The following is a 22,544-nucleotide window of genomic DNA, read 5'->3' on the forward strand; positions in this document are numbered from 1 at the left end:
TTCCCCATGGCCCTATGGTCGGCCGATCCGCCCCCGATGTGAGGGGTCCACGCCGAGCCGGGCAGAGATTGTCGGAGGGTTCGCCTAGGGTCTCGGGCATGAGCGTGGATCACTTCGACGAGGCCGGCACGGCGGTCCAGGCCGCTCTCGACGCCGGGGCCCGGTATGCGGACGCACGGGTGATGCTGCGGCGCACCGAGACCATGAGCGCCCGGGACGGCGAGGTCGAGGACCTCAGTTCCGACGAGAGCGCGGGCATCGGCGTGCGCGCGCTGGTCGGGTCGAGCTGGGGGTTCTACGCCGTACCCGACCTGTCCGACGCGGCCGCCCGCGCGGCCGGCCGCCGGGCCGCCGAGATCGCCGCCGCCAGTGCTCTGGTGCCCGGTCCGGCGATCGACCTGGTCCCGACCGGCGCCGGCACGGCCAGCTGGGCCAGCCGGTGCGAGATCGACCCGCTCTCGGTGCCCCTGTCCGTCAAGGGGGACCTGCTGGTCGCGGCCACCGCGGCGGCCCGCGACGCGGGCGCCGACCTGGCCGAGGGCATCTACCAGATCTGGGACACCCGCAAGTGGTTCGCCTCCAGCGACGGTCACCGCATCGACCAGCACATCCGCGAGTGCGGCGCGGGCATCACCGCGAGCGCGTACGGCGACGGCGAGATCCAGCGCCGGTCCTGGCCCTCGCACCGCGGGCAGTACGGCACCCGCGGCTGGGAGCTGGTCGACGAGCTGGCCCTGACCGACAACGCCGCCCGGATGGCCGACGAGGCCCGGGCACTGCTGACTGCGCCGCTCTGCCCGTCCGGTGAGACCACCCTGATCCTCGGCGGTGAGCAGCTCGCCCTGCAGATCCACGAGTCGGTGGGCCACGCCATCGAGCTCGACCGCATCCTCGGCTGGGAGGCGGCCTTCGCCGGCACCTCCTGGCTCGACCTGGACCAGCTCGGCACCCTGCGGTACGGCTCCGACCTGATGAACATCACCATCGACCCGACGATCCCGGGCGCGCTGGGCAGCTTCGGCTACGACGACGAGGGCTCACCCGCGGTCAAGCGCGACGCGGTCCGCAACGGCCGCTGGGTGGGCGTGCTGGCCGGACGTGACTCCGCGGCGATGGCCGGGCTGGACTACGCCGGCAGCGTGCGCTCCGACGGCTGGGCGCGGCTGCCGATGGTGCGGATGACCAACGTCGGCCTGGAGCCGGGCCCGCACACCCTCGACGAGATCATCGCGGCGACCGACGACGGCGTGCTGATGGACATCAACCGGTCCTGGTCGATCGACGACCGCCGGCTCAACTTCCAGTTCGGCTGCGAGATCGGGTACGAGGTGAAGAACGGCAAGCGGGGGCGGATGCTGCGCAACCCGACGTACACGGGGATCGGCCCGAAGTTCTGGCAGTCCATGGACATGCTGTCCTCCGAGACGGTCGCCTGGGGCACGCCGAACTGCGGCAAGGGTCAGCCCGGTCAGATCGGGCACACCGGCCACCCGGCCGCCCCGGCCCGGTTCACCGGCGTACGCGTGGGGGTGCGGGGATGAGCGCCGAGCTTGATCTGGCGGCCCGGGTCGTCGAGCTGACCCGGCGGCTGGCCGGACCCGGCACCGAGGCGGAGGTGGTCGCGGCCCACTCCGCCGAGGCCCTGACCCGCTTCGCGAACTCGGCGATCCACCAGAACGTCGCCGACGCCACCACAACCGTGCGCCTGCGCCTGCACCTCGACGGCCGCACGGCCGGTGGCTCCACCACGGTGACCGACGCCGCGGGCCTGCAGTCGCTGGTCGAGCGCACGATCGCCGCCTCCCGTCTGTCCCCGCCCGACCAGGCCTGGCCCGGCCTCACCGCACCCACGCCGCTGCGGGATTCCCCCGCCTTCGACGAGGCCACCGCCGCCGCGGGCCCGCACGAGCGCGCCGCCCGTGTCCGCGACTTCGTCCGGGCCGCTGACGGGTTGGAGACGGCCGGCTTCTGCCGCACGACGTATGCCTCGGGCGGCTTCGCAAACACGGCCGGCCAAGCCGTCGAGGGCCGGGCCGCCGAAGCCGCGATGGACGGCATCGCCCGCCTCGCCGGAGCGGACGGCGTGGCCCGCCGCGCGAGCAGCCGCCTGACCGACCTGGACGGCACCGCGCTGGGCACCCGGGCAGCGGCGAAGGCCCGCGCCGGCGGCCGCCCGATCGAGCTTCCCCCGGGCCGCTACGAGGTGGTCCTGGAGCCGACCGCGGTCGCCGACATCCTCGACAACCTGGCCACCTTCGGCTTCAACGGCAAGTCGTTCGCGCAGCACCAGTCCTTCGCGGAGCTGGGCGCGCCGCAGTTCGACCGGGCGGTGACCATCCTCGACGAGCCGCTGGGCGCGACCCTGCCGTTCGACCAGGAAGGCACGCCGCGCGACACCCTGGTCCTGGTCGACGCGGGCACCACCACGGCGGTCAGCCACGACCGCACCTCAGCGGCCGAAGCCGGCTCGACCTCCACCGGCCACGCCGGTGCGGCATCCCGCTCCTGGGGTCCGATCGCCTCCAACCTGCGCCTGGCCGCCGGGCCGGGCAGTGACGCCTCTTCCCCGGAGACCGGCGAAGGCCCGACGGCGGCGTCGGCCCGCGCCCTGGTCAGCGGCATGCGGCGGGGTCTGCTCATCACCGACTTCTGGTACACCCGGGTGCTGGACCAGAAGAGCCTGGTCATCACGGGCCTGACCCGCAACGGCGTCTGGCTGGTGGAGGACGGCGAGGTGACGGCGGCGGTGGGGAACATGCGGTTCACGCAGTCCTATCCGCAGGCTCTGGGGCCGGGAGCGGTGCTGGGCGTGGGGGCCGAGGGGGTGGCGCTGCCGGACCGGTGGTCCGGGGTTCGTTACACGGCTCCGGCCCTGCACCTGCAGTCCTGGAACCTGACCGGCAACGCCTCCGGCTGACCCGGCGCCGGCGCGGTTTCTGACGCCGACGCGGTTTCTGGCGCCGGGTTGACCTGACCGCCGCCGCCGCCGCCGCCGCCGCCGCCAGAGCCCGCAGCGGGACGCCACACCGCAAGGTTCTGCCGTCTCGCTCGCGAGTGGACCCGCGCCCGGAAATTCCACCGGCTCGGCGCCGCCGGAGACCCGCCGGGCTGCCCGGCCGCGGTCGCCGCGTCGTTCGAGGACGCGCCGGGTCGGCATCCCGTCCTTGGGATCGACGTTGCCGTAGATGGAGCGTCGGCGGGGCCACCGGGCCTGCCCTGGGCGGAGAGGTCCACGTCGCGCCACTGGGCGGGGCATTGACCGGCGTGTTTCACTGGGCCGGTGAGCGCTGGATCGATGAGTGACGGGCCGCGTGACCAGGAGTCCGACGGCTACCGCACGGCCGACGAGCCGACCACCGGCCCGCCCGCCGGTGCTGTCTCCGCGTCCGCCTTCGACGCCGACACGACGTCGGAGACCCAAGCCGTGCCCCGAGCCACGAGCGGAACCGGGAGCGCGAGTGGCGCCGGAAGTGCGAGTGGAGCAGGGACCGGGAGCGGCGCCGGCAGCGCCAGCAGAGCCGGGACCGGGAGCGGCACCGGGAGCGGGGCTGAGCAATCCGGTTCCGGCGCGGACGACGCCACAGGCGGCGCGTCGATTGGACGGGACAGCCGGCTCAGCTCCGGGACCAGGCCCCGGGCGAGGACGACGAGGACGCCGGGCAGCCGCCTCAGCGCCGGGCAGCCGACTGAGGCCGAGGCCAAAGCCGAGGCCGAGACCAAGAAGCGGCGCCGACGCCGACTGTTCGTGGCCGGGATCTCCGTGGCCGCCGCCGTCATCGTCATCGTGCTCTGCGCCGGCGGGCTCGCCGTGCTGCGCGCCGTTTCCGGCTTCCGGGACGACGCCGCTGATGCCCGGGAGGATCGGCGGCTCCGCGACGGCGCCTGCCTCGAGCTCGAAGACCGGCTCAACCGGCTCGTTCCGCCCGGCGCCACCGCCACCCCGCAGGCGCGGGCCGTCGCGGTCAGGGATGAGAACGCCGCCACCCGGATCTATGTCGGGCGGTTGGACGATCAGCGGGTCGAGGACAGCTGGCGGGAGCTGCTCGATGCGCGTACCGCCTTCGCCGAGGGGCTTGATGCGCAGGTCAAGTCCCGTACCCCGGCGTTTTTTGTCGCTCCCGCGCCCCGCGACGGGGTCTCGCTGACCGATCAGCTGGCCCGGTGGTCGCCCGCCGCCTGCGCCGGGCCGATCCGCCGACTCGCCGCGCCCGACCTGTAGCCGGTGGTAAGCCTTCCCTTACACGGCAGGAAGCTGACCTTCGTTGTAACGTGTGCCACACATTGCGGACGCACACCCCAAACAGGCGCGCCCGCCGGCAGATGCAGGCCACTGTCAGCACCGTCAGGGAGACGTCAATGACGACGACGGCAACGAGGTCGGATCCGGGGCGCTCGCGCGCTGCGATCGCGGCGAAGACGTTGCGTACGGACCGGTGGTGGTTCCCACCGCTGATCACCTTCGTGGGGTTGTCGGCGTGGGTGATCTACGCCACCGTCCGTGTGTTCATGCACAAGTGGTACTTCATCGAGGAGCACCACTACCTGACCCCGTTCTACTCACCGTGTCTGACCGACCGGTGCGTCGAGGGGTCGGCCTTGTTCGGCACCCCGCTGCCCAGCTTCTGGCTCCTGCCGGAAGCGGCGCTCACTCTGCCGTTCCTGCTGCTCTTCCGCCTCACCTGCTACTACTACCGCAAGGCCTACTACCGGGCCTTCTGGTTGTCGCCGCCGGCCTGTGCCGTCCCCGACGCGCACGAGAAGTACACCGGTGAGACGCGGTTCCCGCTGATCTTCCAGAACCTGCACCGGTACGCGTTCTACGCCGCCGCCATCATCTCCGTCATCAACACCTGGGACGCGATCATCGCCTTCCGGTCCGGTGACGAGTTCGGCTTCGGGCTGGGCAACGTCATCCTGGTCGGCAACGTGGTGATGCTGTGGGCGTACACGTTGTCCTGCCACTCCTGCCGGCACATCGCCGGCGGCCGGCTGAAGCACTTCTCCAAGCACCCGGTGCGGTACCGCTTCTGGACCTTCGTGTCGAAGCTCAACGCCCGGCACATGCTGCTCGCGTGGATCACGCTGGGCACCCTCGCCCTGACCGACTTCTACATCATGGCGCTCGCGGCCGGCTGGTGGCCCGACCTGCGCTTCATCAACTAGAGGGCCCCCCATGACAACCCGAATCGAACGACACCACTACGACGTCGTCGTGATCGGCGCCGGCGGCGCCGGGCTGCGGGCGGCCATCGAGGCCCGGCTCGCCGGCAAGCGCACCGCGATCATCTCCAAGTCGCTGTTCGGCAAGGCGCACACGGTCATGGCCGAGGGCGGCGCGGCCGCGGCCATGGGCAACGTGAACAGCCGCGACAACTGGATGGTGCACTTCCGCGACACCATGCGCGGCGGCAAGTTCCTGAACAACTTCCGGATGGCCGAGCTGCACGCCAAGGAGGCGCCGGAGCGGATCTGGGAGCTGGAGACCTACGGTGCGCTGTTCGACCGCACCAAGGACGGCAAGATCTCCCAGCGCAACTTCGGCGGCCACGAGTATCCACGGCTCGCGCACGTCGGCGACCGGACCGGCCTGGAGCTGATCCGCACCCTGCAGCAGAAGATCGTCTCGCTGCAGCAGGAGGACTTCGCGGAGACCGGCAACTACGACGCCAAGATCCGGGTCTTCTCCGAGACCACGATCACCGAGCTGCTGCTCGAGGGCGACCGGATCGCCGGGGCGTTCGGCTACTACCGCGAGTCCGGCGAGTTCATCCTGCTCGAGGCGCCCGCGGTCGTGCTGGCCACCGGCGGCGTCGGCCGCTCGTACAAGGTGACCTCGAACTCGTGGGAGTACACCGGGGACGGGCACGCGCTGGCCCTGCGGTCCGGCGCCACGCTGATCAACATGGAGTTCCTGCAGTTCCACCCGACCGGCATGGTGTGGCCGCCCAGCGTCAAGGGCATCCTGGTCACCGAGTCGGTCCGCGGTGACGGCGGCGTGCTCAAGAACACCGACGGCAAGCGGTTCATGTTCAACTACGTCCCCGACGTCTTCCGCAAGCAGTACGCGGAGACCGAGGAGGAGGCGGACCGCTGGTACAAGGACCCGGACAACAACCGGCGCCCGCCCGAGCTGCTGCCCCGCGACGAGGTCGCCCGGGCGATCAACAGCGAGGTCAAGGCCGGCCGGGGTACGAAGGCCGGCGGCGTCCTGCTCGACATCGCCAGCCGGCTCCCCGCCGAGGAGGTCCAGCGGCGGCTGCCGTCGATGTACCACCAGTTCAAGGAGCTGGCGGACGTCGACATCACCAAGGAGCCGATGGAGGTCGGACCGACCTGTCACTACGTGATGGGCGGCGTCGAGGTCGACCCCGACTCGGCGGCGGCGTTCGGCCGGGTCGAGGGCCTGTTCGCGGCGGGTGAGGTCTCCGGCGGCATGCACGGCTCCAACCGGCTCGGCGGCAACTCTCTCTCCGACCTGCTGGTGTTCGGCAAGCGCGCCGGTGAGCACGCAGCCGCGTACGCCGACGCGCTGGCCAAGCGGCCCAAGGTCGCCACCGGTGACGTGGAGCAGGCCTTGGACGCCGCGCTGGCCCCGCTGAGCCGGGAGAACGGCGAGAACCCGTACACGTTGCAGCAGGACCTGCAGGCCGTGATGGGCGACCTGGTCGGCATCATCCGCCGCGAGGGTGAGCTGACCGACGCGCTCAAGCGGCTCCAGGAGCTGAAGCTGCGGGTGGCCAACGTCGGCGCGGCCGGCGGGCGCAAGTACAACCCGGGCTGGCACCTGGCGCTGGATCTGCGCAACATGCTCATCGTCTCCGAGTGCACCGCGAAGGCGGCGCTGGAGCGGGAGGAGTCCCGCGGCGGGCACACCCGGGAGGACTTCCCGAAGATGAGCCCGCAGTGGCGCCTGGTCAACCTGGTCTGCTCGCTGGACGAGGCGGGCGACGTGCACCTGGAACGCAAACCGGTGCCGGCGATGCGCACGGAGCTGATCCAGCTCTTCGAACGCAGCGAGCTGAGCAAGTACATGACCGACGAAGAGCTCACGGAGGTGGAGTGATGAAGCGTCACTTTCGGGTGTGGCGGGGCGACGCGTCGGGTGGTGACCTCCAGGAGTTCGACGTCGAGGTGAACGAGGGCGAGGTCGTCCTCGACGTCATCCACCGGCTGCAGGCCACCGAGACACCGGACCTGGCCTGCCGCTGGAACTGCAAGGCCGGCAAGTGCGGGTCCTGCTCGATGGAGGTCAACGGCAAGCCCCGGCTCGGGTGCATGACGCGGATGTCCACTTTCGAAGAGGACGAGACCGTCACGATCACGCCGCTGCGGGCGTTCCCGATCATCCGGGACCTGGTCACCGACGTCTCTTTCAACTACGAGAAGGCCCGCGAGACGCCGGCGTTCGCGCCGCCGCCCGGGGTCAAGCCGGGCGACTACCGGATGCAGCAGATCGACGTGGAACGCTCGCAGGAGTTCCGCAAGTGCATCGAGTGCTTCCTGTGCCAGAACACCTGCCACGTGGTCCGCGACCACGAGGAGAACAAGCCGGCGTTCTCCGGTCCGCGCTACTTCATCCGCGCCGCCGAGCTGGACATGCACCCGCTCGACGACCGGACGGACCGGAAGAACTACTCCCAGGAGCACCAGGGCCTGGGCTACTGCAACATCACCAAGTGCTGCACCGAGGTCTGCCCGGAACACATCAAGATCACCGACAACGCGATCATCCCGATGAAGGAACGGGTCGTGGACAACCGCTACGACCCGCTCGTCTGGCTGGGCCGCAAGATTTTCCGCCGGGACCAGCTCGAGAGCACCCCGGCCCACGCCGGCGGCGGCCGCAGTAACGGCGGCTCCGGCGGCGACTCGATGGCACCGAGCAACACCGAGGGTGTCACCGGGGTGGCGTCCGGGCTCGGCCCTTCCGCCGCACGCCTGCCGGAAGGGCCGGCGGTGAACGCCGACGGCCGGCTGGACGTGGCCGAGCTGTTGTCGCACCAGGCCGGCGGACCGTCGCCGTTCGGCGACGACCAGGAATTCCCGCTGCGCGAGGACGGCATCACCTACCGGCATCCGGAGCAGGGCAAGAGCTGAGCAGCGTCACGAACGGCCCGCCTCCCCGGCGGGCCGTTCTGCTTGTCCGCCCTCGTCCGCTGCGTCGGCCAGCGCGGCCGACAACAATGCCCGCGCGGTCCAGCTCATCCGTCCGGGAATCTCCGACCGGGGCACCCCGGCGACGTCGGTGAGCCAGACGAGCGACTCGATCCCGGTGGCCGCCCTGATGGCGACGGCCAGCCGGGAGACGTCCAGGCCCGGGTGGGTGTCGCGCAGCGGGACCAGCGCGTCCTCGATCCAGCCGATGGCCCGGCCCTGGCGGAGCGCGGGCCCTTCGCCCTCGGTCGGGGCGGTCAGCGACAGCCGCAGGGCCGCGCGGAGCTGCGGCTCCCATTCGAGGACGATGCGAGCGAACTCGGCCATCGTCAGGTCGAGCCGGGCGACGGGATCTTGCGGGGCGTCCGCGGGCAGCAGTGAGTCCTGCATGGTTTCCGGATGGGCGGCCAGCACCAGGCTCCGCTGATTGGGGAAATAGCGGTACGCCGTCGTCCGCGAGATGCCGGCGGCCTCGGCGACCTCCTCCACGGTCGGCTCCGGAGCACCGCCCCGCAGCAGCTCACGGGCGGCATTCATCAGCGCTTCCCGGGTCCGGAGCTTCTGCCGTGATCGTCCGGTCGACTCATATGGTACTGGCATGCCTTGATGGTACCGTCGTCCCACGAAGCTGGACCTACTCGCGAGGTGTGCCATGAGCCACGACCCAGTCGTCACCGATCCCGACCTCTACCGCGTGGTGATGGAGAACGATCGCGTTCGCGTCCTCGCCTACGCCGACCGGCCCGGTGACCGCACCACCCCGCACCGGCACCCGGACAGCGTCATGGTGACGTTGAGCGGCTTCCGGCGTGCGCTGTCCTCCGGCGGACGCGAGGTGCAGGTCGAGCTGGAGGCGGGCGAGGTGCGCTGGCTCGCCGCTCAGGAGCATTCCGGGGCGAACATCGGCGACACCGAGTGCCGGACCATCTTCATCGAGCTCAAGGAGCCTGCGCCGGGTGACGGACAGCCACTGACCGGCGAGCAGCCGCTTGGGCCGACCTCCTCATGAGGGTGGCCCTAGAAACGCCGTGACGAGCTCCACGAACCGCTCGGGGTCGTCGAGCCACGGCTGGTGGCCCGCTCCCGGCTGCACGGCCAGGGTGGCGTCCGGGAAGAGCGCGGCGTGGTCGGCGACCGCGGGCGGCGGGCTGTTCAGGTCGACCTCGCCGGCCAGCAGCAGCACCGGTGCCGCGAAGGTCGCCAGGGCGGCCCGGGTCGCCTCCGGCGTGAACGCCCCGTCCGCCGCGAAAGCCTCGACGACAGCCAGGTTCATCCGCTTGCTCGACTCCGCGTAGTGCTGCTGCGCCGCCGCGTCCCAGCGGCCGTACCGCAGCGGGGTGAGGGCTTCCCAGTCGGCGTCCGTGGCCTGGCCCGACCCGATCGCGGCCAGGGCCACGGCGGCGGCCGGGTACCACGGTTCGTCCTTGCGGAGCTGGGCGGTCGCGCGGCGCAGCTCGGCGGACACCGGGATGCCGACGCCGATGAGGCTCGGAGTGATCAGGACCAGCTTGCTGACCGCGTCCGGGTGGCGGGCCGCGTACTGCACTGCCAGATTGGTGCCGCCGGAGTGGCCGAGCAGGTCCATCCTGCTCAGGCCGAGGTGGTCGCGCAGGGCTTCGACGTCGCCGACCTGACGGTCGCAGCGGTACGACCCGGCGTCCGCCGGGGTCGCGGACTCGCCGGTGCCCCGCAGATCGAGCAGCACCAGCCGGCGGTGCCGGTCCAGGCCACCGAGATCACCGAGGTACGCGGCGTCCGCCATCGGTCCCGGCAGGCAGACGAGCAGATCACCCTCCCCGGCCGTGCGGTACGCGAGCCTGATGCCGTCCGGCGCTGTGAAGGTGGGCATGGCGCGCAGCCTGGCAGCGCCACCCACCCTCCGGAAGCGATTTAGTACGCACGTACGAACTCGCTGTAGAGTGGCGGCGTGAGCGCTTACCAGCCGTCGATGCTCGACCTCATGGCCGGCCCGTCCGCCTCCCTGGGCCCCCTGCCCGGCCGCCTGGTCCGGCACGAGCTGACCGCCGGCGCCTGGGTCGACGTGTTCCCCGGCTGGGTGCAGGCCTCCGACGCCGTCTTCGAGACTCTGCTGGCCGAGGTCGACTGGCGCGCCGAGCGCCGCCCGATGTACGACGGCGTGGTCGACGTCCCCCGCCTCCTGCGCTGGTACGGCCGCGGCGAGACTCTCCCGCACCCACTGCTGACCCAGGCCCGCGACCAGCTCTCCGCGCACTACGAGCCGGAGCTGGGCGAGGGTTTCGTGACAGCGGGCATGTGCCTCTACCGCGACGGCCGCGACAGCGTCGCCTGGCATGGCGACACTTTGGGCCGCTCCTCGCGCGAGGACACGATGGTCGCGATCGTGTCATTCGGCTCCCCGCGCAACCTGATGCTGCGTCCCCGCGCGGGTGGCGCGGAGTCGCTGCGTTTCCCGCTGGGCCACGGCGACCTGATCGTGATGGGCGGCTCGTGCCAGCGCACCTGGGAGCACGCCATCCCGAAGACGGCGAAGCCGGTGGGTCCCCGGGTCAGCGTCCAGTTCCGCCCGATCAACGTGGCTTAGTCACAGACCGGCCACGGATCGTCGCCGACCCATCGACTTTCGGTAATGTTTCCAGGGCATTGACATGGCGTCTCAAGAACTTACACTCCAAGTGTAATAACTGCCGACCGCATGATCCTCCATCCAGGACGGTGCGGCGAACCTCAGTGCCGAGGTGACGATGACCCGACCCGCGCCCGCCACCGATCCCGATTCCCAAGGCCTCTCCCTGCACCGGATCGGCGTCCGGTTCGGCGGCCTGGTCGCTCTCGATGACGTCTCCCTGCGGGTGCCACCCGGCCGTACGGTCGGCGTCATCGGCCCCAACGGCGCGGGCAAGACCACCCTCTTCAACGTGGTCTGCGGTTTTGTCGCCCCGACCGCCGGCACCATCTCGCTCGACGGCCGCCCGCTGCGGCCCCGCCCGCACCGGCTGGCGCGGCTCGGCATCGCCCGCACGCTGCAGGGTGTCGGCCTCTTCGCCGGCCTGACGGTCCTCGAGAACGTCATGGTCGGCGCCGAACACGCGGGCCAGAGACCCGAAAGCGCGTGGGAAGCGCTCGAGCGCTGCGGTGTCGCCCCGCAGGCGCACGCACTCCCCGGCGGCCTGCCGTACGCGGTCCGCAAGCGTGTCGCTCTGGCCCGCGCCCTCGTCGCCCAGCCCCGCCTGCTGCTGCTGGACGAGCCGGCCGGCGGACTCGGCGCCGACGAGATCGCCGAGCTGGGTGAGCTGATCACCGGCCTGTCCTGCGCGGTGCTGCTGGTCGAGCACCACATGGACCTGGTGATGGCGGTCTGCGACGAGATCCTGGTGCTGGACTTCGGCAAGCCGGTCGCGCACGGGACCCCGGCCGAGATCCGCACCGACGAGGCCGTCGTGGACGCCTACCTCGGGGCTGCGGCATGACCGACTGCACCGCAGCGAAGCAAGGGCCACGAGGGCATGCCGCAGGAGGCACAGCGTGACCGCGCTGCTGGAGGCGGAGCAGCTCACCGTCGGGTACGGCGCCGCGCCGGTTCTGCACAATGTGGACCTGACGGTGGCCGCGGGTTCCATCACCGCCGTCCTCGGGGCCAACGGTGCCGGCAAGACGACGCTGCTGCGTACCCTCTCGGGTCTGCTCCGGCCGGCCACCGGCCGGGTCGTGCTCGACGGGCAGGACCTGCGCGGGGTGAAGGTCGAGCAGATGGTGCGCCGGGGCGTGGCCCACGTGCCCGAGGGCCGCGGCGTGGTCACCGAGCTGACCGTGGACGAAAACCTGCGGCTCGGCGGCCTGTGGCGCCGCGACCGGGCGGACGCCAAGCGCGCCCTGGACGAGGTGTACGAGCTGTTCGAGCCGCTCGCCCGGCGCCGCCGCTTCCCCGGCCACCAGCTCTCCGGCGGGGAGCGGCAGATGCTCGCGCTCGGCCGGGCCCTGGTCGGCCGGCCGCGCCTGCTGTTGCTGGACGAGCCGTCGCTGGGGCTGGCGCCCAAGGTGACCGCCCAGATCATGGTCCTGCTGCGCACCCTGCGGGACCGCACCGGGCTGACCGTGCTGCTCGTCGAGCAGAACGTGCGCAGTGCCCTGTCGGTCGCCGACACGGGAATCGTGATGTCGCTGGGCCGGGTCGTCGCCAACGCGGACGCCGCCACCCTGCGCGACGACGAGGACATGCGGCACGCATACCTCGGTTTCTGATCAAGACAGGAGGGCGATGGACCGGTTCGTGTTCCTCACGTTCGACGGCCTGAGCCGGGGTGCGGTGTACGCCGCGTTCGCCCTGGCCCTGGTCCTGATCTGGCGAGCCACCCGGATCGTCAACTTCGCCCAGGGCGCGATGGCGGTCGCGACGGCGTACGTCGGCTATTCGGTGTCGGCGGCGACCGGCTCGTACTGGCTCGGGTTCGTCGTGGCGGTGCTCGGCGGGCTGCTGCTGGGGGCCGCGACCGAGCGGGTGGTGATGCGCTTCGTCGACCACTCCTCGCACCTCAACGGGGTGGTCGTGGCGCTCGGCCTGGTGCTGGTCATCCAGGGTGTGCTCGGCATGATCTACGGCAACGAGTTCCGGCCCGCCGAGGCGCCGTTCAGCCGCGAGGCCTTCACCGTGGGCGGGATCGCGCTGCTGTCACGCTTCGACCTGTTCGTCTTCGGCGCCGTCCTCGTCGTGGTGGCCCTGCTGGCATTGCTGTTCACCCGTACGTCCGTGGGCCTGCGGATGCGCGCCTCGGCGTTCGCACCCGACGTGTCCCGGCTGCTCGGGGTGAACGTCGGCGGGATGCTGACGCTGGGCTGGGCGCTGGCCGCCGCGGTCGGTTCGCTGGCCGGCATGCTGGTGCTGCCGACCGAGCTGGGCCTGCACCCGAACGCCATGGACATCGTCTTCGTGTCGTCCTTCACCGCGGCGGTGGTCGGCGGCCTCGACAGCACGATCGGCGCGGTGGCCGGAGGGCTGATCGTCGGGCTGCTGCTCTCCTACGTCAGCGGCTACCTGGGCGCCACCGTGGCCCCGATCGCCGTGCTGATTCTGCTGGTCGTGGTGCTGCTGGGCCGGCCCGGCGGGCTGTTCTCCCGATCGGCGGCGAGAGCCGTATGAGCGTCACGCTGGCTCCGAAGGTGGACGCGACCACCCGCATCCGCACCGTGCCCCGCAAGCATCGCCATCTGTTGTGGACGGTGGCCGCGGCCGTGCTGATCCTGGCGCTGAGCTATGTGCTGCCGCCGTTCCGCAACTATCAGCTCGCGACCGTCGGCGCTTACCTGTGCGTCACGGCCGGGCTGACCGTCCTCACCGGGCTCAACGGGCAGCTCTCGCTCGGGCACGGCGCGCTGATGGCCACCGGTGCCTACACGGTGGCGATGGTCCAGGAGAAGCTGGCCGGCCGGGGTCAGTGGACGCTGCTGATCGCCGTACTGGCCGGGATCGCCGTGGCCACGGTGGCCGGCGGCATCGTCGGGCTGGCCGCGGCCCGGTTGCGCGGGCCCTACCTGGCCGGGCTCACGCTCGCGGTGGCCGTGGTGGTGCCGGCGATCGCCAGCACCTTCGACAAGACCTTCAACAGCGACCAGGGCCTGTCCGTGTACGTCGATCCGCCGCCGCTGGCGCTGGGCGCGACGTTCCCGTACGAGCGCTGGCAGGCGTGGCTGGCCTGGGCCGGCGCGCTGCTCACCGTGTTCCTGCTCGCGACACTGGTCCGAGGGCGGTTCGGCCGGGCGCTGCGGGCCGTACGCGATGACGAGGCCGCCGCCCGCATCGCCGGAGTGAACGTCGCCCGTACCCAGGTCCTGGCTTTTGTGGTCAGCGCGGCCTGCGCCGGCCTCGGCGGCGCGCTGTTCGCGGTGCTCGCCCAGAGCGTCTCCCCCGGCGCCTTCCCGATCTCGCTGTCGCTGTTCCTGGTGATGGCCATCGTGATCGGCGGCCTGGGCAGCCTGGCCGGCGCGGTCTGGGGCGCGGTCCTGCTGGTGGCCCTGCCCGCCCTCACCCACTCGCTCACCGAACTGATCGACGTGTCGCCCGCGGTCGCCCAGCGGCTGGAGGGAAACCTGCCGCTGGCGCTGTTCGGCGTCACGTTGATCGTCGTCATGCTCGCCGCACCCGGCGGTATCGCCTCACTACGATTCAGAAGGAGAAAGGCATGAGACGTATATGGTCCGCGCTCGCCGTGACGGCCCTGGTCGCCGCCGCCGCCGGTTGCAGCAGTGACGACGGGGGCGGAGGCAGCAGCGGGGGCGGCAGCGTTCCCGGCGTGACCGCCACCGAGATCCTGGTCGGCACGCACATGCCGCTGACCGGCCCGGCCGCGGCCGGCTATTCCAAGATCGCTCCGGCCACCAAGGCCTACTTCGACTACGTGAACGCGAGCGGCGGCGTGCACGGCCGCAAGATCACTTACAAGATCATGGACGACACCTACAACCCGGCGACGACCCAGCAGGTGGTCCGCGAGCTGGTGCTGCAGGACAAGGTCTTCGCGATCCTGAACGGGCTGGGCACCCCCACGCACACCGGCGTGCTGGACTTCCTCAAGACCAACCGGGTCCCCGACCTGTTCGTGGCCTCCGGCAGCCGCAGCTGGGACCAGCCCGACAAGTATCCGGGCACCTTCGGCTTCAACGTCGACTACACCGTCGAGGGCAAGATCCTGGCCACCCACGTCAAGGCGACCCAGGCCGGCAAGAAGGTCTGCTTCCTGGGCCAGGACGACGACTTCGGCCGGGACGCGCTGGCCGGCATCGAGAAGATCCTCGGCCCGGTGGCCGCCAAGCAGTCGTACGTGACCAGCAACCCGAACGTCGGCCCGCAGATGGGCGCGCTCAAGCAGGCCGGCTGCCAGGTCGTCATGCTGGCCACCGTGCCCGGCTTCACCGCCCTCAGCCTCGGCACCGCGGCCAAGATCGCCTTCAAGCCGCAGTTCGTGGTCTCCCAGGTCGGCGCCGACCTCGGCACCCTGAGCAAGCAGCTGGGCGCGGCGGCACCGCTGACCGAGGGCCTGATCTCGGACAACTACCTGCCGCTGAGCAACGACGAAGCCAACCCGTGGATCCAGCTCTACAAGAAGGTCAACGCGGCCCACAACGGCAACGCCGAGTTCGACAACAACATCGTCTACGGCATGTCCGTCGGCTACCTCTTCGTGCAGAGCCTGCAGGCCGCGGGCAAGGACCTGACCCGCGAGGGGCTGATCTCGGCGATCGAGAAGAACGGCTTCCAGGGACCGGGCCTCGCGCCGCTGCGCTTCTCGGCCGACGACCATTCCGGGTACGGCGGCATGCGGCTCTCGAAGGTCGAGGGCGGCAAGCAGACCTACTTCGGCGAGCCGTTGGAGACGGACGATGCGGAGGGCCCAGTGGCGCCGTACACGACACCGCCGGCCGCCCCGCCCGCGAACGGCATCCCGGCGGCCTCATAGCCTGCCTGTGGCGAAGCGGTTGCGACTCGCCGCCGACCCGTGCAGGGTTGGCGGCGAGAAAGTTACTCATTAGTAGGAGGTTCTGACCGGATGACGAAGCTCAACGGCGCCGTGGCCGTCGTGACCGGGGCCAGCCGTGGAATCGGGTTCGCCATCGCCCAGCGCTTCGTCGCCGAGGGCGCCAAGGTGTGCATCACCGGCCGCGACGCCGGCGCCCTGGAGAACGCGGCCAAGGACCTCGGCGGGCCGGACGTCGCGATCGGCGTCGCCGGCAAGGGCGACGACGCCGACCACCGGGCCGCTGTCATCGACACCGTGCTGGGCGCGTTCGGGCCGGTCACCGTGCTGGTCAACAACATCGGCATCAACCCGGCGTACGGGCCGCTGAGCTCGCTCGACCTGGGGGCGGCCCGCAAGATGATCGACGTCAACGTGCTCGGCACGCTCGGCTGGGTGCAGGAGGCGCTGCGGGGCGGGCTCGCCGAGCAGGGCGGCTCGATCGTCAACATCTCGTCCGTCTCCGGCGTACGCCCGGCCCCGGGCATCGCCTTCTACGGTGTGACCAAGGCCGCGCTGATCCACCTCACCGAGGAGCTGGCCGTGGAGCTGGCCCCGAAGATCCGGGTCAACGCGGTCGCCCCGGCCGTCATCAAGACCCGCTTCGCCACCGCCCTGTACGAGGGTCGCGAGGAGCAGGTCGCGGCCACGTACCCGCTGGGCCGGCTCGGCGTGCCCGAGGACGTGGCCGGCACGGTCGCGTTCCTCTGCTCGGCCGACGCCGCCTGGATCACCGGCCAGACCGTGGTCATCGACGGCGGCGTCACGCTGACGGGCGCGGTCCAGTGAGCCTGCGACGCGTGGTGGTCACCGGCGCCGGCAGCGGCATCGGTGCGGCTCTGGCCCGCCGGTTCGCGGCCGACGGCGCCCGGGTGATCGTGAACGACCTGGACCCGGCCGCCGCCGAGGCCGTGGCGGCCGAGATCGGTGGCGTGGCCGTCCCGGGCGACGCGGGCAGCGAGGACGACGTGCGCCGGCTCGTCGACACGGCGTGGGCCGAGCTCGGTGGCGTGGACCTGTTCTGCGCCAACGCCGGCATCCTGACCGCCGGGTCGGCCGAGGCGCCCGACGACGCCTGGCAGAAAGCCTGGCAGATCAACGTCATGTCCCACGTGTACGTGGCCCGCGCGGTGCTACCCCGCTGGCTGGAGAACGGTGGCGGGCGGCTGCTCTTCACCGTCTCCGCGGCAGGGCTGCTGACTCTGCTCGGCAGTGCGCCGTACTCGGTCACCAAGCACGCCGCGCTGGGCTTCGCCGAGTGGCTGCGCGCCACGTACGCCCACCGCGGCATCACCGTCCAGGCGCTCTGCCCGCAGGGCGTCCGCACCGACATGCTCGGCAGCGGCTCGGACAGTGCCAGCCGGGCCCAGCTTGCCGCGACCGCCATGGACCCGGCCGAGGTGGCTGCCGTGGTGGCCAAGGCTCTCGAAGGCGACAGCTTCCTGGTGCTGCCCCACCCTGAGGTCGCCGAGTACTACCAGCGCCGGGCCACCGACACCGACCGCTGGCTGGGCGGGATGAACAAGATCCAGCGCAGCTTCGACACGGCGGCCACCGCATGACCGGCCCCCGCGGACTCGACCTGGACCGGCTCCGGGCCCACCTCGGCTCCGGCCCGCTGACCGCCACGATGTTCGCCGGCGGGCGGTCCAACCTCACGTACGCGGTCACCGACGGGACCGAACGCTGGGTGCTGCGCCGTCCGCCGCTGGGGCACGTACTGCCGACCGCGCACGACATGGTCCGCGAGCACCGCGTGCTGAAGGCGTTGTCGGCGGCCGGTTTCCCGGCGCCCCGCCCCGTGCTGCTCTGCGCCGACGTGGACGTCATCGGCGCGCCGTTCTACCTGATGGAGCACGTCGACGGCACGATCTACCGCGACGTCGACGCGCTCGAGGCGATGGGCCCGGCCGCGATGCACACGCTGGTGCTCTCGCTGGTGGACACGCTCGCCGACCTGCACGCCCTGGACCCGGCCGGGATCGGGCTGGCCGACTTCGGCCGCCCCGAGGGCTTCAACGAGCGCCAGGTCCGCCGGTGGAAGAAGCAGCTCGACGCGTCCCGCAGCCGCGACGTGCCGGGCATCGAGGAGCTGCACGCCCGGCTGGCCGCGGACATCCCGGACGGCGCCGGCGCGGTGGTGCACGGCGACTACCGGCTCGACAACGTGCTGATCGGCCCGCGAATGGAGATCAACGCGGTGCTGGACTGGGAGATGTCCACGCTCGGTGATCCACTCAGCGACGTGGCTCTGATGCTGGTCTACGCGGGCCGTCCACTGCTTCTCGGTGGCCGCTCGTCGATCTCCGTACCCGGGCATCCGAGCCTCGCCGAGATGGCCGACCACTATGCCAAACGCTCCGGCCGGGACGTTTCCGACCTGCACTGGTATGTGGGCTTTGCCGCGTTCAAGCTCGCCGTCATCCTCGAGGGCGTGCACTACCGCTACGTTCAGGGCCAGACGGTGGGCGAGGGTTTCGACACGGTCGGCGCGCTCGTGGCGCCACTGGTCGCCCAAGGTCATGAGTCGCTCGACGGAACGCTGGAGGAAAACTGATGGACTTCGCGTTCGATGCCCGCACCGAGGACTACCGCAAGCGCCTGCTCGCCTTCCTCGACGAGTACGTCTACCCCGCCGAGGCCACCTTCGACGAGGAGTACGCCGGCGACTGGTCCCCGCCGCCGGTCATCGCCCGGCTGCAGGCCAAGGCCCGCGAGGCCGGCCTGTGGAACCTCTTCCTGCCCGGCGAGCACGGCGCCGGCCTGACCAACCTGCAGTACGCGCCGCTGGCCGAGCTCACCGGCCGCAGCCCGGCGATCGCCCCGCCCGCGCTCAACTGCGCCGCCCCGGACACCGGCAACATGGAGGTGCTGGCCCAGTTCGGCAGCCCGGCCCAGCAGGAACGCTGGCTGCGCCCGTTGCTCGAAGGAGCCATCCGGTCGGCCTTCGCGATGACCGAGCCCCAGGTCGCATCCTCGGACGCGACGAACATCGGCACCCGGATCACCCGCGACGGCGACGACTACGTGATCAACGGCCGCAAGTTCTACATCTCCGGCGCGATGAACCCGAACTGCCAGATCTTCATCGTGATGGGCAAGACCGACCCCGAGGCCGCCCGGCACGTGCAGCAGAGCATGATCCTGGTCCCCCGGGACACACCGGGCCTGACCGTGCAGCGCGGCATGACGGTCTTCGGCTACGACGACGGCGACCACGGCGGCCACGCCGAGATGGTTCTCGAGGATGTCCGAGTGCCGGCCGAGAACCTGATCGGCGAGGAAGGCTCCGGATTCGCCATCTCCCAGGCCCGGCTGGGCCCCGGCCGGATCCACCACTGCATGCGCCTGATCGGCATGGCCGAACGCGCCCTGGAGCTGATGTGCCGGCGCGCGCTGACCCGCACCCCGTTCGGCAAGCCCCTGGCCGAGCAGGGGGTCGTACAGGAATGGATCGCGGAATCCCGGGTCCGCATCGAGCAGGCCCGGCTGCTGGTCCTCAAAGCGGCCTGGCTGATGGACACGGTCGGCAACAAGGGCGCGCACACCGAGATCCAGGCCATCAAAATCATCGTGCCCGGCACCACCGAATGGATCATCGACAAGGCCATCCAGGCCCACGGCGCCGCGGGCGTCGGCCAGGACACCCCGCTGGCCCGCCTGTGGGCGCAGTCCCGCACCCTGCGACTCGCGGACGGCCCCGACGAGGTGCACAAGCGCTCGCTGGCGCGCCGCGAACTCAACCGCTATCGGAGCGCCTGATGCCGGCCGCCTCACCCCGCCCACCCCAGCGCATCGACGGCCGCACGGCCCGCTCGGAACGCACCCGCAACGCCATCGTGGAGGCCCACGTGGCGCTGATCCTCGAGGGAGACCTGCGCCCGACCGCGGACCGCATCGCCAAGCAGGCCGGAGTTTCGCTGCGTGCACTGTGGAGCCACTTCGCGGACATGGAGGCTCTGTTCGCGGCCAGCGGCGAGAGAATTCTGGAGCAGCGAGACGAGGCGCACCAGGCGGTGCCGACCGATCTGCCGCTGGCGGCGCGCATCGAGGCGTACTGCCAGCAGCGGGCCCGGCTCCTGGAACACATCGCCCCGGCGGCGAAGGCATCGGCGCTGAAGGAACCGTTCTCGCCGGCGCTGCAGAGCTACCGGCGCAGCCATACGGATCGGGTCCGGACCGAGCTGAAGATTCTGTTCGCCCGAGAAATCGACGGCGACGAGACGCTACTGGCAGCCCTGACGGCGACGAGCATGTGGCCGACTTGGGGCACGCTGCGGGACGCAATGGGCCTGGAGCCGGACGCGGCCCGACTCGTCCTGACCCGAGCAGTGACGGCGCTGCTCACCTCTGCTGCCTGAGCTTGGTCTATCGACGCCACCCACGACCGCCGGCCTACTGACACCCTGACGGTCGGCCCTCGGTCGCTCGCGCTGGCTGCCATCCCTGAGCGTCATCCCATGACCGGCGCTCGTGACTGCCCTCCGGCTTCCCGCAGGCTTCCCCGCTGACCTCTTGCCCTCCCCGGGCCACCCCTGCTGCCCGGACGTCCCGTTCGTCGAACCCCGCCTACTCCCGCTCCTTCGTCGACTTCCAGTGGGCCTTCCCGTGGCGTTGCCGCCAGCTCTCCCTGGCGCCTCCCGCACCTCCAGCGACCTCCCCTGCGCCTCCGGCACCTGGCACCTCCCGTCCCGCGCGCCTCCCGCACCTTCGGCGCCTGCCGCCGCTTGCCGCGCCTCTCGGGCCTCCGCTGCCCCACCTCCCGGGCCGCCACCGCCTCCCGCGCCACCCGCGCCACCCGCGCCACCCGCGCCACCCGCGCCACCCGCGCCACCCGCGCCACCCGCAGCCTCCCTGCGGTTTCCGCAGCCTGGCGCGCACCTCCTGCGGTCTCCCGGCGGCTCCTCACCCGTCGTCCCGTTCCCCGTCCCTGCCTACCGCGGCCTCCCGCCACCGGAGGGCCGGGCGACACGCGAGAAAATCTGTCCGTGAACAACTAGATTTCCTGAGCGATGGGGGCTAACGTATTGGTTGTCGAAACGAGAACGTCAAGACGCGGACGTACCCGCCCGGCCGTGAGGTCACGACGGGCGTAGCACCAGGAAGTAAGCAGTACCCACGCCTAAGCGGCGGGGTCTGCGGATCCGCCGCACGTGGCAGGGCCAAGAAGTTTGCGTGGGGCTCCACCACCGGCGGGGAAGTGCGCAGTACGCATCACGTCAGAGCAAGTGGAACGCAGAGGAAAGGGAGGGTTCACGCACCGTTGGATCGCCCGCTCCGACCGCTCTACCGGGTCGAGTGGACACCGCAGTTTCCATCGAACGAGAGGTGGTCTCCGGTCACGCTTACGCGATCCTCGCACCCGAAACCGTTACACACGGCTGGTGCGGATTAGACAAACCGACGCGACTGTCGGCAGATGGTGTTCTAAAACCCGATAACCCTGGGCCCCGGCGCGATCAGCGCCGGGGCCCTCGACATGGAGGTGACATGGCCCAACCCGACGACATGTTCGGTGACGAGGACTACCCGGCCTACACGATGGGCCGAGCCGCGGAAATCGTCGGCGTATCCCAGGACTTCCTGCGGAGGCTCGGCGACGCGAAGCTGATCGACCCGTTCCGCTCCCCTGGCGGACACCGGCGCTACTCCCGCTACCAGCTGAGGCTGGCGGCCCGCGCCAAAGAGATGGTGGACGAAGGCACGGCCCTGGAGGCGGCGTGCCGGATCATCATCCTGCAGGACCAGCTCGAAGAAGCGCTCCGGGTCAACGAGTCCCTGCGCAGAAACGAGAACAGCAACGCGGAATGACCACCCGCCGCCCCCGGCACGCGGTCCCGCCCATCACCGGGTTGGGGCCGTTCGTCATTCCCGACCCCGATTCGGCCCCACGCTCGGCACATCCCGATGGATTCCCGCTCGGCGCATCCCTGGGACAGCACCCAGGCCCGACGCAACCCCGCCCGACGACACCAGGCCAGCGGCCCCACGGCCAGCGGTCCCAGCGGCACCCAGGCTCGACGGCACCCAGACTCAGCGGAATCTGGCCGACCATCCGACATCCGAGTGGTAATCACACTCAGCGACGCCTCGGCCGGCAATCCTTACAACGACCCGGCATCCCAACGCCGCTTCGCGGCATACCCACACCGACCGGCGCCCGGTCGCCATCCTCGGGAGCCGGTCGTGGTGGGCTAGCAGCTTCCCCGGCACAGCTGGCAGGGGAAAGGTCAAGCGGCGACACGATGCTGCACGGCCTCGACCATCGCGAGCAGGCCCCTGTCGGCCGGCGAACGCGCTCGAGGACTTCGCGCGGCGTCGCCGGCAGGAGCCGCAAGCCGGCGATGGTCGCGGTGGCGGCTGCGCCCAGGGCGGGCCTCGGCCAGATGCTCGACCTCCAGCAGCGCGGCCACAGCACGTTCCGGCCAAACGCCCGAGCCGGGCCCCCGCTCGGACCGGCCGACACCGGCCCGTTGATCGCGGCGATGGTCGGCACCGGCAGGGCGAGCAGCCTGCTGGCCGCTTGCTGTCACGTCCCGCGCCGCCAGAACTCATCGGCGCGGGCCCCCGCTCACCTCAGCTCAGGTCGAACTCCTCGCCCCGCACCCCACGCAAAAAGTCCTGAAAAGTCTCCCGGCTGAACGAGAGCACAGCCCCCTGCGGATTCTTCGAATCCCGGAGCAGAATCGCCTGCGGCCCGGCACTCACCTCGACACAGTTACCGCTCGAGCTGCGCTTGCTCTTGCGCCACTGATGGACCTCGTCGGGCGTGTTCATCCGGCCTCCAGCTGTATAAGAGCGCCCGGCGGTCGAAGCACCCCAGGCTGATAAGTCTGATTTTACGTTTTTGTCCGCGTCTGACCCGGAACTAACGCGAGCAAAACTGGATGCTAGACCATGCCG

At 71.0% G+C, this 22,544-nt stretch carries 22 protein-coding genes; 19 read left to right on the plus strand and 3 right to left on the minus strand.

Annotation, left to right across the window (positions count from 1 at the left end; translation table 11 throughout):
- The first annotated feature begins 104 nt into the window (after positions 1 to 104).
- The 6 genes from ACQP2Y_RS42340 to ACQP2Y_RS42365 all read left to right on the plus strand — a co-directional run bounded on the left by ACQP2Y_RS42340 (position 105) and on the right by ACQP2Y_RS42365 (position 8,097).
- The gene (locus tag ACQP2Y_RS42340; RefSeq protein WP_433732307.1) at positions 105 to 1,541 is read left to right on the plus strand and encodes a TldD/PmbA family protein; all 1,437 of its coding nucleotides are present in this window, start codon (positions 105 to 107) and stop codon (positions 1,539 to 1,541) included.
- On the plus strand, positions 1,538 to 2,917 hold the full coding sequence (locus ACQP2Y_RS42345) for a TldD/PmbA family protein (protein WP_433721970.1): 1,380 nt from the start codon (positions 1,538 to 1,540) through the stop codon (positions 2,915 to 2,917). The genes ACQP2Y_RS42340 and ACQP2Y_RS42345 overlap by 4 nt, the downstream gene beginning before the upstream one ends.
- A gap of 828 nt (positions 2,918 to 3,745) precedes the next feature.
- Positions 3,746 to 4,219, plus strand: a complete 474-nt coding sequence (locus ACQP2Y_RS42350) for a hypothetical protein (protein WP_433721972.1) — start codon at positions 3,746 to 3,748, stop codon at positions 4,217 to 4,219.
- Positions 4,220 to 4,356: 137 nt separating this feature from the next.
- Positions 4,357 to 5,163: a hypothetical protein gene (locus ACQP2Y_RS42355; RefSeq protein WP_360545185.1), complete on the plus strand. Its 807-nt coding sequence runs from the start codon at positions 4,357 to 4,359 to the stop codon at positions 5,161 to 5,163.
- A 10-nt stretch (positions 5,164 to 5,173) separates the two neighbouring features.
- Positions 5,174 to 7,063 carry a fumarate reductase/succinate dehydrogenase flavoprotein subunit gene (locus ACQP2Y_RS42360; RefSeq protein WP_433721974.1) on the plus strand — a complete coding sequence of 630 codons (1,890 nt, stop codon included), beginning with the start codon at positions 5,174 to 5,176 and terminating at the stop codon, positions 7,061 to 7,063.
- Complete coding sequence (locus tag ACQP2Y_RS42365) at positions 7,063 to 8,097, plus strand: succinate dehydrogenase/fumarate reductase iron-sulfur subunit (protein ID WP_433721976.1); 1,035 nt, start codon at positions 7,063 to 7,065, stop codon at positions 8,095 to 8,097. Before ACQP2Y_RS42360 ends, ACQP2Y_RS42365 begins: the two co-directional genes overlap by 1 nt.
- 6 nt (positions 8,098 to 8,103) lie before the next feature.
- On the opposite strand, the gene ACQP2Y_RS42370 is transcribed toward ACQP2Y_RS42365, so the two are convergent.
- Positions 8,104 to 8,754, minus strand: a complete 651-nt coding sequence (locus ACQP2Y_RS42370; protein WP_433721978.1) for a TetR/AcrR family transcriptional regulator — start codon at positions 8,752 to 8,754, stop codon at positions 8,104 to 8,106.
- Positions 8,755 to 8,806: 52 nt separating this feature from the next.
- On the opposite strand from ACQP2Y_RS42370, the gene ACQP2Y_RS42375 reads away from it, so the two are divergent.
- Positions 8,807 to 9,163: a cytoplasmic protein gene (locus ACQP2Y_RS42375; RefSeq protein ID WP_433721980.1), complete on the plus strand. Its 357-nt coding sequence runs from the start codon at positions 8,807 to 8,809 to the stop codon at positions 9,161 to 9,163.
- Here the strand turns inward: ACQP2Y_RS42375 and ACQP2Y_RS42380 are convergent.
- A complete protein-coding gene (locus ACQP2Y_RS42380; RefSeq protein ID WP_433721982.1) occupies positions 9,158 to 10,003 on the minus strand; it encodes an alpha/beta fold hydrolase in 846 nt (281 codons plus the stop codon). The genes ACQP2Y_RS42375 and ACQP2Y_RS42380 overlap by 6 nt on opposite strands.
- A gap of 99 nt (positions 10,004 to 10,102) precedes the next feature.
- Here ACQP2Y_RS42380 and ACQP2Y_RS42385 point away from each other — a divergent pair, with 99 nt between their 5' ends.
- The 12 genes from ACQP2Y_RS42385 to ACQP2Y_RS42440 all read left to right on the plus strand — a co-directional run bounded on the left by ACQP2Y_RS42385 (position 10,103) and on the right by ACQP2Y_RS42440 (position 21,452).
- On the plus strand, positions 10,103 to 10,717 hold the full coding sequence (locus ACQP2Y_RS42385; RefSeq protein ID WP_433732310.1) for an alpha-ketoglutarate-dependent dioxygenase AlkB: 615 nt from the start codon (positions 10,103 to 10,105) through the stop codon (positions 10,715 to 10,717).
- Positions 10,718 to 10,877: 160 nt separating this feature from the next.
- Positions 10,878 to 11,603 carry an ABC transporter ATP-binding protein gene (locus ACQP2Y_RS42390; protein ID WP_433721984.1) on the plus strand — a complete coding sequence of 242 codons (726 nt, stop codon included), beginning with the start codon at positions 10,878 to 10,880 and terminating at the stop codon, positions 11,601 to 11,603.
- 55 nt (positions 11,604 to 11,658) lie between these two features.
- Positions 11,659 to 12,375 carry an ABC transporter ATP-binding protein gene (locus tag ACQP2Y_RS42395; RefSeq protein WP_433721986.1) on the plus strand — a complete coding sequence of 239 codons (717 nt, stop codon included), beginning with the start codon at positions 11,659 to 11,661 and terminating at the stop codon, positions 12,373 to 12,375.
- A gap of 16 nt (positions 12,376 to 12,391) precedes the next feature.
- On the plus strand, positions 12,392 to 13,270 hold the full coding sequence (locus ACQP2Y_RS42400) for a branched-chain amino acid ABC transporter permease (protein ID WP_360545201.1): 879 nt from the start codon (positions 12,392 to 12,394) through the stop codon (positions 13,268 to 13,270).
- Positions 13,267 to 14,313: a branched-chain amino acid ABC transporter permease gene (locus ACQP2Y_RS42405; RefSeq protein WP_433721989.1), complete on the plus strand. Its 1,047-nt coding sequence runs from the start codon at positions 13,267 to 13,269 to the stop codon at positions 14,311 to 14,313. Before ACQP2Y_RS42400 ends, ACQP2Y_RS42405 begins: the two co-directional genes overlap by 4 nt.
- On the plus strand, positions 14,310 to 15,584 hold the full coding sequence (locus tag ACQP2Y_RS42410; RefSeq protein WP_433721991.1) for an ABC transporter substrate-binding protein: 1,275 nt from the start codon (positions 14,310 to 14,312) through the stop codon (positions 15,582 to 15,584). The genes ACQP2Y_RS42405 and ACQP2Y_RS42410 overlap by 4 nt, the downstream gene beginning before the upstream one ends.
- Before the next feature lie 90 nt (positions 15,585 to 15,674).
- Positions 15,675 to 16,430, plus strand: coding sequence for an SDR family oxidoreductase (locus ACQP2Y_RS42415; protein ID WP_433721993.1), 756 nt, complete (start codon positions 15,675 to 15,677; stop codon positions 16,428 to 16,430).
- Complete coding sequence (locus tag ACQP2Y_RS42420; RefSeq protein ID WP_433721995.1) at positions 16,427 to 17,203, plus strand: SDR family oxidoreductase; 777 nt, start codon at positions 16,427 to 16,429, stop codon at positions 17,201 to 17,203. The genes ACQP2Y_RS42415 and ACQP2Y_RS42420 overlap by 4 nt, the downstream gene beginning before the upstream one ends.
- Positions 17,200 to 18,198 carry a phosphotransferase family protein gene (locus ACQP2Y_RS42425; RefSeq protein ID WP_433721997.1) on the plus strand — a complete coding sequence of 333 codons (999 nt, stop codon included), beginning with the start codon at positions 17,200 to 17,202 and terminating at the stop codon, positions 18,196 to 18,198. Before ACQP2Y_RS42420 ends, ACQP2Y_RS42425 begins: the two co-directional genes overlap by 4 nt.
- A complete protein-coding gene (locus ACQP2Y_RS42430; protein WP_433721999.1) occupies positions 18,198 to 19,403 on the plus strand; it encodes an acyl-CoA dehydrogenase family protein in 1,206 nt (401 codons plus the stop codon). The genes ACQP2Y_RS42425 and ACQP2Y_RS42430 overlap by 1 nt, the downstream gene beginning before the upstream one ends.
- Positions 19,403 to 20,002 carry a TetR/AcrR family transcriptional regulator gene (locus tag ACQP2Y_RS42435; RefSeq protein WP_433722001.1) on the plus strand — a complete coding sequence of 200 codons (600 nt, stop codon included), beginning with the start codon at positions 19,403 to 19,405 and terminating at the stop codon, positions 20,000 to 20,002. Before ACQP2Y_RS42430 ends, ACQP2Y_RS42435 begins: the two co-directional genes overlap by 1 nt.
- A gap of 1,129 nt (positions 20,003 to 21,131) precedes the next feature.
- A complete protein-coding gene (locus ACQP2Y_RS42440) occupies positions 21,132 to 21,452 on the plus strand; it encodes a MerR family transcriptional regulator (protein WP_433722003.1) in 321 nt (106 codons plus the stop codon).
- A gap of 765 nt (positions 21,453 to 22,217) precedes the next feature.
- On the opposite strand, the gene ACQP2Y_RS42445 is transcribed toward ACQP2Y_RS42440, so the two are convergent.
- The gene (locus ACQP2Y_RS42445; RefSeq protein WP_360827176.1) at positions 22,218 to 22,418 is read right to left on the minus strand and encodes a DUF397 domain-containing protein; all 201 of its coding nucleotides are present in this window, start codon (positions 22,416 to 22,418) and stop codon (positions 22,218 to 22,220) included.
- Positions 22,419 to 22,544: the final 126 nt, after the last annotated feature.

Source organism: Actinoplanes sp. CA-051413, assembly GCF_050955795.1.
GTDB lineage: Bacteria > Actinomycetota > Actinomycetes > Mycobacteriales > Micromonosporaceae > Actinoplanes.

Excerpts from the sequence above, each read along its gene's own strand:
- ACQP2Y_RS42345 (WP_433721970.1), top strand. The coding sequence starts at position 1,538 with ATGAGCGCCGAGCTTGATCTGGCGGCCCGGGTCGTCGAGCTGACCCGG.
- ACQP2Y_RS42355 (WP_360545185.1), top strand. The coding sequence starts at position 4,357 with ATGACGACGACGGCAACGAGGTCGGATCCGGGGCGCTCGCGCGCTGCG.
- ACQP2Y_RS42360 (WP_433721974.1), top strand. The coding sequence starts at position 5,174 with ATGACAACCCGAATCGAACGACACCACTACGACGTCGTCGTGATCGGC.
- ACQP2Y_RS42365 (WP_433721976.1), top strand. The coding sequence starts at position 7,063 with ATGAAGCGTCACTTTCGGGTGTGGCGGGGCGACGCGTCGGGTGGTGAC.
- ACQP2Y_RS42370 (WP_433721978.1), bottom strand. The coding sequence starts at position 8,754 with ATGCCAGTACCATATGAGTCGACCGGACGATCACGGCAGAAGCTCCGG.
- ACQP2Y_RS42375 (WP_433721980.1), top strand. The coding sequence starts at position 8,807 with ATGAGCCACGACCCAGTCGTCACCGATCCCGACCTCTACCGCGTGGTG.
- ACQP2Y_RS42380 (WP_433721982.1), bottom strand. The coding sequence starts at position 10,003 with ATGCCCACCTTCACAGCGCCGGACGGCATCAGGCTCGCGTACCGCACG.
- ACQP2Y_RS42385 (WP_433732310.1), top strand. The coding sequence starts at position 10,103 with ATGCTCGACCTCATGGCCGGCCCGTCCGCCTCCCTGGGCCCCCTGCCC.
- ACQP2Y_RS42390 (WP_433721984.1), top strand. The coding sequence starts at position 10,878 with ATGACCCGACCCGCGCCCGCCACCGATCCCGATTCCCAAGGCCTCTCC.
- ACQP2Y_RS42400 (WP_360545201.1), top strand. The coding sequence starts at position 12,392 with ATGGACCGGTTCGTGTTCCTCACGTTCGACGGCCTGAGCCGGGGTGCG.
- ACQP2Y_RS42405 (WP_433721989.1), top strand. The coding sequence starts at position 13,267 with ATGAGCGTCACGCTGGCTCCGAAGGTGGACGCGACCACCCGCATCCGC.
- ACQP2Y_RS42410 (WP_433721991.1), top strand. The coding sequence starts at position 14,310 with ATGAGACGTATATGGTCCGCGCTCGCCGTGACGGCCCTGGTCGCCGCC.
- ACQP2Y_RS42415 (WP_433721993.1), top strand. The coding sequence starts at position 15,675 with ATGACGAAGCTCAACGGCGCCGTGGCCGTCGTGACCGGGGCCAGCCGT.
- ACQP2Y_RS42425 (WP_433721997.1), top strand. The coding sequence starts at position 17,200 with ATGACCGGCCCCCGCGGACTCGACCTGGACCGGCTCCGGGCCCACCTC.
- ACQP2Y_RS42430 (WP_433721999.1), top strand. The coding sequence starts at position 18,198 with ATGGACTTCGCGTTCGATGCCCGCACCGAGGACTACCGCAAGCGCCTG.
- ACQP2Y_RS42435 (WP_433722001.1), top strand. The coding sequence starts at position 19,403 with ATGCCGGCCGCCTCACCCCGCCCACCCCAGCGCATCGACGGCCGCACG.
- ACQP2Y_RS42440 (WP_433722003.1), top strand. The coding sequence starts at position 21,132 with ATGGCCCAACCCGACGACATGTTCGGTGACGAGGACTACCCGGCCTAC.
- ACQP2Y_RS42445 (WP_360827176.1), bottom strand. The coding sequence starts at position 22,418 with ATGAACACGCCCGACGAGGTCCATCAGTGGCGCAAGAGCAAGCGCAGC.